4 protein-coding genes, 2 tRNA genes and 2 rRNA genes are annotated in these 8,599 nt (G+C 60.4%); 4 read left to right on the top strand and 4 right to left on the bottom strand.

All coding sequences use genetic code 11. The features are described 5' to 3' along the window. Window position 1: 1 nt before the first annotated feature. From K7H93_RS11605 to K7H93_RS11620, 4 genes are all read right to left on the bottom strand, one after another. On the bottom strand, window positions 2-1,816 hold the full coding sequence (locus K7H93_RS11605) for an ABCB family ABC transporter ATP-binding protein/permease (protein WP_230783744.1): 1,815 nt from the start codon (window positions 1,814-1,816) through the stop codon (window positions 2-4). A 45-nt stretch (window positions 1,817-1,861) separates the two neighbouring features. Continuing rightward, a complete protein-coding gene (locus K7H93_RS11610; RefSeq protein WP_230783745.1) occupies window positions 1,862-2,014 on the bottom strand; it encodes a hypothetical protein in 153 nt (50 codons plus the stop codon). 219 nt (window positions 2,015-2,233) lie between these two features. After that, window positions 2,234-3,691 carry a lipopolysaccharide biosynthesis protein gene (locus K7H93_RS11615; protein ID WP_230783746.1) on the bottom strand — a complete coding sequence of 486 codons (1,458 nt, stop codon included), beginning with the start codon at window positions 3,689-3,691 and terminating at the stop codon, window positions 2,234-2,236. Then, the gene (locus K7H93_RS11620; RefSeq protein WP_230783747.1) at window positions 3,688-4,617 is read right to left on the bottom strand and encodes a glycosyltransferase family 2 protein; all 930 of its coding nucleotides are present in this window, start codon (window positions 4,615-4,617) and stop codon (window positions 3,688-3,690) included. The genes K7H93_RS11615 and K7H93_RS11620 overlap by 4 nt, the downstream gene beginning before the upstream one ends. 602 nt (window positions 4,618-5,219) lie before the next feature. On the opposite strand from K7H93_RS11620, the gene K7H93_RS11625 reads away from it, so the two are divergent. The 4 genes from K7H93_RS11625 to K7H93_RS11640 all read left to right on the top strand — a co-directional run. Continuing rightward, window positions 5,220-6,703 (top strand): 16S ribosomal RNA (locus tag K7H93_RS11625). Between the two features lie 184 nt (window positions 6,704-6,887). Next, window positions 6,888-6,964: transfer RNA gene (locus tag K7H93_RS11630), tRNA-Ile, on the top strand. A 16-nt stretch (window positions 6,965-6,980) separates the two neighbouring features. Beyond that, a tRNA-Ala gene (locus K7H93_RS11635) sits at window positions 6,981-7,056 on the top strand. Between the two features lie 266 nt (window positions 7,057-7,322). Next, a 23S ribosomal RNA gene (locus K7H93_RS11640) occupies window positions 7,323-8,599 on the top strand; the annotation flags it as partial.

Here is an 8,599-nt window from a genome sequence, read left to right on the forward strand (position 1 = left end):
GCTAAGCGTCGCTGTCGGCCTGCTGGCGCGCCCACATTTCGGCATAGAGGCCGTCACGCCGGAGCAGCTCCGCGTGGCGGCCCTGTTCGGCCAGGCGTCCGTTCTCCAGCACCAGGATGCGGTCCGAATCCGCGATGGTCGACAGGCGGTGCGCGATGGCGAGCGTGGTCCGCCCGCGCGCAACGCTCTTCAGGGTCTTGAGAATTTCCTGCTCGGTCCGTGAATCGAGCGCGCTGGTCGCCTCGTCTAGAATGACGATCGGCGGGTCTTTCAGCAGCGTGCGCGCAATCGCGACCCGCTGCTTCTCCCCGCCCGAAAGCTTCAGCCCGCGTTCGCCGACCTCGGTGTCGAAGCCATCGGGCAGCGCGTCGATAAAGGGCAGGATCGCGGCCCCGCGCGCCGCCTCGCGAATGGCGGCCTCTTCCGCCGGTCCGGTCTCGTGCGGGCGGCCATAGCCGATATTGTAGCCGATCGTGTCGTTGAACAGCACGCTGTCCTGCGGGACGATGCCGATCGCGGCGCGCAAGCTTTCCTGCGTCACATGCGAAATATCCTGCCCGTCGATCAGGATGCGGCCGACCTGCGGATCGTAGAAGCGGAACAGCAGCCGCGCGATCGTGCTCTTGCCCGCGCCCGAAGGGCCGACCAGCGCGACCGTCTCGCCTGCGGCAATCTCGAAATCGAGGCCGTGGAGGATGCTGCGATCGGGCTCGTAGCCGAAATGGACATTCTCGAACACGATGCCCGGGCGCTCGATATGCAGCGCGGGCGCGCCGGGCACGTCCTCTACCTCGACATCGGCGTCGACCAGGCGGAACATCGCCGCCATGTCGATCAGTCCCTGCCGGATCGTGCGATAGACGAAGCCGAGCATGTCGAGCGGGCGGAAAAGCTGGGTGAGGTAGGTGTTCACGAACACCAGATCGCCGGTGGTCAGGTCGCCCCGGCTCCAGCCCCACACGGTGTAGCCCATTGCGCCCGCCATCAGCAGGTTCATGATGAAGGCCTGCGCGATGTTGAGCAGGCCGAGCGAACCGTCGGATTTGATCGCTGCTTCGGAATATTGCCGCGCGGCCTTGGCATAGCGGGCATGCTCGCGCGCCTCTGCCCCGAAGTACTTCACGGTCTCGTAGTTCAGCAGCGAATCCACTGCGCGCGCCAGCGCCTGCCCGTCGAGATCGTTCATCTCGCGCCGCAGCTTGGTCCGCCATTCGGTAATGATCTGCGTCACCGCAATATAGGCGATCACGGTCACTGCGGTCGCGATGACCAGCCCGATCCCGAAATTGAGGTAGAAGATCACCGCCACGGCGATCAGCTCGATCACTGTGGGCGCGATATTGAACAGCAGGAAATAGAGCATCGTGTCGATGCTCTTGGTCCCGCGCTCGACCGTTTTGGTCACCTCGCCCGTGCGGCGCGATAGGTGGAAGCGCAGCGAGAGCTGGTGGAGCCGCTGGAAAACGTCCTCGGCAAACTGGCGGGTCGCGTCCTGCCCGACCCGTTCGAAGATCATGTTGCGCACATTGTCGAACGCGACGCTGGCAAACCGCCCGGCGGCGTAGGCGACCACAAAGGAAATCGCGACCATCGCCGCTGTGTTGGCGGGCGTCTCCATCGCATCGACCGCCGCGCGATAGGCGTAGGGCAGGGCAAGCGTGGTGCCCTTGGCGACCAGTACCAGCAGCAGCGCGAGCACGATGCGGATGCGCAGGTCGGTACGGTCCGCCGGCCACAGATAGGGCAGGAAGCGCCGCAGCGTCTGCCATCCTTCGGGGGCTGGCTGGTCGGATCTGGTTGTGTCGGTAGGCCCCATTGCTGGGCGGCATGTGGTTACCGCAAGCGCCCGAGGCAAGCGCGATCAGGTTTCCTTGTCGAGCCGGGTCGCCCGGGCGCGGCGAACCGAAGGGCCTTGAGGGGCGACACCATCGGGCAGGTCGAACAGCACCTGGCGGTGGCGAAAATCGATCGCCAGCCTGTCGAGCCGACGCAGATTGCCGATCCCGAGCAGCATTGCAGGCCTGTCGGCAAAGCCCAGTTCGTCGAGCGCGGGACTGTCCGCGAAGGCGACCGGCAGGTCTGCCAGTTGCAGGCTGCCAAGCCGCAGCGCGGCAACTCTGGCGATCCGCCCGTCGTAGTTCAGGCCCAGAACATCGGTCCCGCTGACCGTCTCGCGCTCGTGGCAGATCTACCACCGCGGCGGCGATGCGCCAAAGGCGTTGGACGATTGCTGTCAGGCGCTGGGCACGGGCGGTGCGCGGCGGCGGATGACCAGATCGATGATCTCGAACAGCATGTCGCGCCGCAGGACGAAGACCAGTGCGAGATAGGCGAGGCCCCCGGTGCTCACCAGCACGGCCAGTTCCATCGGCGCAGGCATCGCGGGCAGCAGGCTCGCGACCAGCTTGACCACCAGCGCCATGCCGCAGGCCGCGCCCAGACCGGGGGTCACTGCACCCAGCAGACCGCGTCCGTCGATCCGCAGCGCTGGGCCGCCGATAAACAGCGCGGCCAGCGGCAGCAGTGGGCTTGCAAAGACCCATGCCCGGGCCAGGCCGATGCTGCCATCGTTCAGCCCGATCAGGAACGCGGTGATCAGGATCGCAGCGACCACCGCGCTCGATTTGGCGGACAGGTCCGGTCGGTCGATCGCATTGAAGGCGGGCGAAAACAGGATGTAGACCGTGAAGGCAGGCATCGCGAGCGCCAGCGTGGCGGCGATCGGGGCCATCTCACCCCACTTGGGGCCGAACGCGGTCAGCACCAGCGGTTCGGCCGAGGCATACATGCCAAGGAAGATCGGGCTGACCACCAGCATGATCAGCCGCACCGCGGTCAGGAAGGCGCGCGCCAGCGTCTCGCGATCCGACTGCAGCCGGGCGAAGCTGGGGAAGGCGACGTCGTTCAGCGGCGGGATGAACCGCGCGGTGATGATCGTGACCAGGAAGATCGCCTCTGCATACAGGCCGACATCATGCGGATCGAGGCGGCTGCCCGCGAAGAAGATGTCCGCCTGTGTGGCGATGGTCCAGCAGAAGTGGCTCGCCAGCACCCAAGTGCCGTAGGTAAAGAGGTGCTTGCTGCCGCGAAAGTCGAAGCTCGGCCAGTCGAGGCTTTTGGCGGCGATGGTCAGCCCGATCGCGCGGGTCCAGAACAGGGCGATCGGTGCCCATACCAGCGCCCACACGCCGAGGCCTGCGAGCGCGCAGGTGAGCGCCGTGCCCGCAGAGATCAGCGCGGCGATGATGTTGACCACCGCCGGGCGCTTGAAATCGAGCTCGCGAACCAGCAGCACTTCGGGAATGGCGACGAAGGGAACGGACAGGAACAGCAGAACCTGCACGTGCAGCAGCTTCTCGACCAGCGGCTGGCCGTAATAGTCCGCCACCACCGGGGCGAGCGCGAACTGGATCGCGGCGAGCGCGAAGTTCACCAGGATCAGCATGCCGAAGGTCTGGCGCACCATTTGCCGGTCGATCGTCTCGCGCTGGATCAGCGCGCTGGCAAAGCCGTATCCGTTGAGGAACGAGAGGAAAGTGATGATCACCTGCCCCATCGCGAACAGGCCGTAGTCGCCCGGATCGAGGATGCGCACCACCGCGAGCGTAACGCTCCAGGTGATGATCTGCGCGACGATCTGGCTGCCGGAGCGCCAGGCGACTGCGGACCGCACGGAATCGGCGAGGCTCATTTGACCCTCCAGGCAAGCGCGCGCCATGCCCAGGCAAGCAGGTCGCGCCAGCGGGTGAGCACGGTCGACGGGTGTTCGCGCAGCGCCTTGAGCAGGAATCGCGGGCTGGGCGTATAGGGATTGCCGGTGAACAGGGTCAGCCAACCCCGCGCGCGCATGCGGGAGTCGTCACAAAGTTCGATTTCACGTTCCAGTATATGGGTCACGCCGTCGCGTATCTTGTACCAGCGCCGGTCGGTCAGGCTGCGCTCGTGCCGGCGATAGTCGTAGAGCTGCGCATCGACCGGCTGGAGGCGGAAGCCCGCCCGTGCGGCGCGCAGCCAGAAGTCGTAATCCTCCACCCCGAACAGCGCCTTGTCATATCCGCCAAGTTTCTCGTGGACCTCGCGCCGATAGAGGAAGCAGCAACCGACCACGTTGCGCTCGATCAGCTGTTCGCAGGGCAGGGCGGCGACCTCGCCGGTCGCCTGCCCGGCGGCGTCGATCAGGCGGTATCCTGCATAGAGGACGTCGGCACCGGGATGGCGCTCTCTCTCGGCGAGAAGGGTTTCGAGCATCGAGGGATGCAGGATGTTGTCGTCCGAGGTCCAGCTCAGCCAGTCGGCGCGCGCCCGGGCGAAGCCTGCGTTGAGCGCGCCGGGCAGCTTGGCGTTGCGCTCCAGCGTGACGACCCGCACGCGCGGATCGCGCGCGGCATGGTCGCCGAGGATCGCGGGCGAGGAATCGGTCGAGCAATCGTCGACCGCGATCAGCTCGAAGTCCGCGAAGCTCTGCGCGAGAATCGAGTCGAGCGCTGCGGCAAGGAAGGCTTCGCCGTTATGGATCGGCAGTACGATCGAGACAGCAGGCGCAGTGCGGTGCGTGCGCGCCGACTCGCGCGTCGGGCCTTGCCGTGCAGGAGGCGTAGGAAAGGTCAGATCGGCCATCTCGACCACCCACATAGGCGCGTCAGGGTAAAGATAGGTTTTCCGAAGGACCCGATTCTCTGACGACTCACGCCGGAATCGGCGGTTAATCGTTGGCCTGGCAGGGCAGGGCAGCGGCCCTCAGGCCCGCCGTTGGTATCCGGTCGCGGAAATTATCTTTTAAAATCAGGAAACAAATCGCTGAATGACAGAAATTTGAAAAACCGTTTGACCGAATCTCTGGTCCCGCCTAGATGGGCTTCACCGACGCGGCGCTGACGGTTTCGACCGCCCGCTGAGTTGGTCGCCAACACTAACGGATAGCCGGCTCCCCCGGTGTAAATCGGGGAACCAATTGCTGTCCGTTGTTGCTGTCTGGTGGTTCTTTGACATTGTTGGTTTTTGATGAAGGGACATGTGGGCGACGGCGCCCGGTCTGCGAGTTTTAAGGTCGCGGATACCGGTATAATTAAGCCGAAGCCACATCCATGGGGAACTCCACGTTTCCCACAGATGATGCATGTTCATTCGTATCCATTACGTTTGACAGCAGGTTTCGGCTCCTTGAACTCTTGCTTGTCGGGTTTGCGATCTTCGGATCGTGCCTGGTAGGTGAGTGACACAAACTTGAGAGTTTGATCCTGGCTCAGAACGAACGCTGGCGGCATGCCTCATACATGCAAGTCGAACGAAGTCTTCGGACTTAGTGGCGAACGGGTGCGTAACGCGTGGGAACCTGCCCTTAGGTTCGGAATAACAGTTAGAAATGACTGCTAATGCCGGATAATGTCTTCGGACCAAAGATTTATCGCCTTTGGATGGGCCCGCGTAGGATTAGGTAGTTGGTGAGGTAAAGGCTCACCAAGCCGACGATCCTTAGCTGGTCTGAGAGGATGATCAGCCACACTGGGACTGAGACACGGCCCAGACTCCTACGGGAGGCAGCAGTAGGGAATATTGGACAATGGGCGAAAGCCTGATCCAGCAATGCCGCGTGAGTGATGAAGGCCTTAGGGTTGTAAAGCTCTTTTACCAGGGATGATAATGACAGTACCTGGAGAATAAGCTCCGGCTAACTCCGTGCCAGCAGCCGCGGTAATACGGAGGGAGCTAGCGTTGTTCGGAATTACTGGGCGTAAAGCGCGCGTAGGCGGCTTTTCAAGTCAGGGGTGAAATCCCGGGGCTCAACCCCGGAACTGCCCTTGAAACTGGATGGCTAGAATACTGGAGAGGTGAGTGGAATTCCGAGTGTAGAGGTGAAATTCGTAGATATTCGGAAGAACACCAGTGGCGAAGGCGACTCACTGGACAGTTATTGACGCTGAGGTGCGAAAGCGTGGGGAGCAAACAGGATTAGATACCCTGGTAGTCCACGCCGTAAACGATGATGACTAGTTGTCCGGGCTCATAGAGCTTGGGTGACGCAGTTAACGCATTAAGTCATCCGCCTGGGGAGTACGGTCGCAAGATTAAAACTCAAAGGAATTGACGGGGGCCTGCACAAGCGGTGGAGCATGTGGTTTAATTCGAAGCAACGCGCAGAACCTTACCAGCCTTTGACATCCTAGGACGATTTCTGGAGACAGATCTCTTCCCTTCGGGGACCTAGTGACAGGTGCTGCATGGCTGTCGTCAGCTCGTGTCGTGAGATGTTGGGTTAAGTCCCGCAACGAGCGCAACCCTCGTCCTTAGTTGCCATCATTTAGTTGGGCACTTTAAGGAAACTGCCGGTGATAAGCCGGAGGAAGGTGGGGATGACGTCAAGTCCTCATGGCCCTTACAGGCTGGGCTACACACGTGCTACAATGGCATCTACAGTGGGCAGCTATCACGCAAGTGTGAGCTAATCTCCAAAAGATGTCTCAGTTCGGATTGTCGTCTGCAACTCGACGGCATGAAGGCGGAATCGCTAGTAATCGCGGATCAGCATGCCGCGGTGAATACGTTCCCAGGCCTTGTACACACCGCCCGTCACATCATGGGAGTTGGTTTCACCCGAAGATCGTGCGCTAACCTTTGGAGGCAGCGAGCCACGGTGGGATCAGCGACTGGGATGAAGTCGTAACAAGGTAGCCGTAGGGGAACCTGCGGCTGGATCACCTCCTTTCTAAGGATATTCGCGAAAGCGCCGATGCTAGCCATCGGAAGAGCTTCGCGGTTTTCCAAAGAACATTGCCGTCGTCCTCATGTCCTTTCATCACTGGAGAAACACTCAAGGCCACTGGTCTTTTGTGTTTACGCCTGAGCTGGCTCACGCCGCCTGCGGCCTTTAGGCCGGCTGTGGCACGTGTGGGCCTGTAGCTCAGTTGGTTAGAGCGCACCCCTGATAAGGGTGAGGTCAGAAGTTCAAATCTTCTCAGGCCCACCACTATCCCGTTTGGTAAGGGGCCTTAGCTCAGCTGGGAGAGCACCTGCTTTGCAAGCAGGGGGTCATCGGTTCGATCCCGATAGGCTCCACCAGCCAACCGGAACTCCAGAGATGAGGAAAACGGATCCTCGCCCAAAGAGATTTGGAGCGCAGGTAGGCGACATCTGGTCGCCGTCTTTGACATTGTGAATGGGTTTTATAATCGATGCCGCGGCGCATAGTGCGTCGGCTTTCGGGCCGACAAGCATGTGCTGCAACATTAATCAGATGATTTATCTGGCTGAGATTAAATTCTTTCCGCGCCATCGCGAAGACGCACGGGCTTTTATGCAGGCCTGTCGTTGATGGTGTGGATTCTCAAGCGTGAGGTAAGAGCATTTGGTGGATGCCTTGGCGTATACAGGCGATGAAGGACGTGGCACGCTGCGATAAGCGTGGGGGAGCCGTGAGCAGGCTTTGATCCCGCGATTTCCGAATGGGGAAACCCACCTTCACCATTTCTCTTCGATGGTCCTTCGGGACGATCGGAGCGAGGTGGACAAGGTATCACCGAAGTGAACACATAGCTTTGGTGAAGCGAACCCGGGGAACTGAAACATCTCAGTACCCGGAGGAAAAGACATCAACCGAGATTCCCGTAGTAGTGGCGAGCGAACCGGGACCAGGCCAGTGCCTTGGATTTAACTAGCGGAACAGTTTGGAAAGACTGGCCATAGCGGGTGACAGCCCCGTACGCGAAAGTGATTTTCAAGGACTTGAGTAGGGCGGGACACGTGAAATCCTGTCTGAATATGGGGGGACCACCCTCCAAGCCTAAATACTCGTATACGACCGATAGCGAACACAGTACCGTGAGGGAAAGGTGAAAAGCACCCCGATTAGGGGAGTGAAACAGTACCTGAAACCGGATGCTTACAAGCAGTTGGAGCCCCATAGGGGGTGACAGCGTACCTCTTGCATAATGGGTCAGTGACTTAGTCTATGATGCAAGCTTAAGCCGTTAGGTGTAGGCGCAGCGAAAGCGAGTCTGAATAGGGCGACAGAGTATCATGGATTAGACCCGAACCCCGGCGATCTAGGCATGGCCAGGTTGAAGGTGTGGTAACACGCACTGGAGGACCGAACCGGTGAATGTTGAAAAATTCTCGGATGAGCTGTGTTTAGGGGTGAAAGGCCAATCAAGCCGGGAAATAGCTGGTTCTCCGCGAAATCTATTGAGGTAGAGCGTCGGATGTATGCCGATGGGGGTAGAGCACTGGATGGGCTAGGGCTGCGCGAGCGGTACCAAACCTAACCAAACTCCGAATACCATCGAGTCTTATCCGGCAGACAGACGGCGGGTGCTAAGGTCCGTCGTCAAAAGGGAAACAGCCCTAACCTACAGCTAAGGTCCCCAAGTCATCACTAAGTGGGAAAGCATGTGGGAATCCCAAAACAACCAGGAGGTTGGCTTAGAAGCAGCCATCCTTTAAAGAAAGCGTAACAGCTCACTGGTCTAAATAAGGGTTCCTGCGGCGAAGATGTAACGGGGCTCAAGTGATGCACCGAAGCTTAGGGTGTACAGTTTACTGTACGCGGTAGCGGAGCGTTCCGTAAGCGAGTGAAGGAGAAGGGTAACCGACTCTGGACGTATCG

It is taken from the genome of Citromicrobium bathyomarinum, from assembly GCF_021021475.1.
GTDB lineage: Bacteria > Pseudomonadota > Alphaproteobacteria > Sphingomonadales > Sphingomonadaceae > Alteriqipengyuania > Alteriqipengyuania bathyomarina.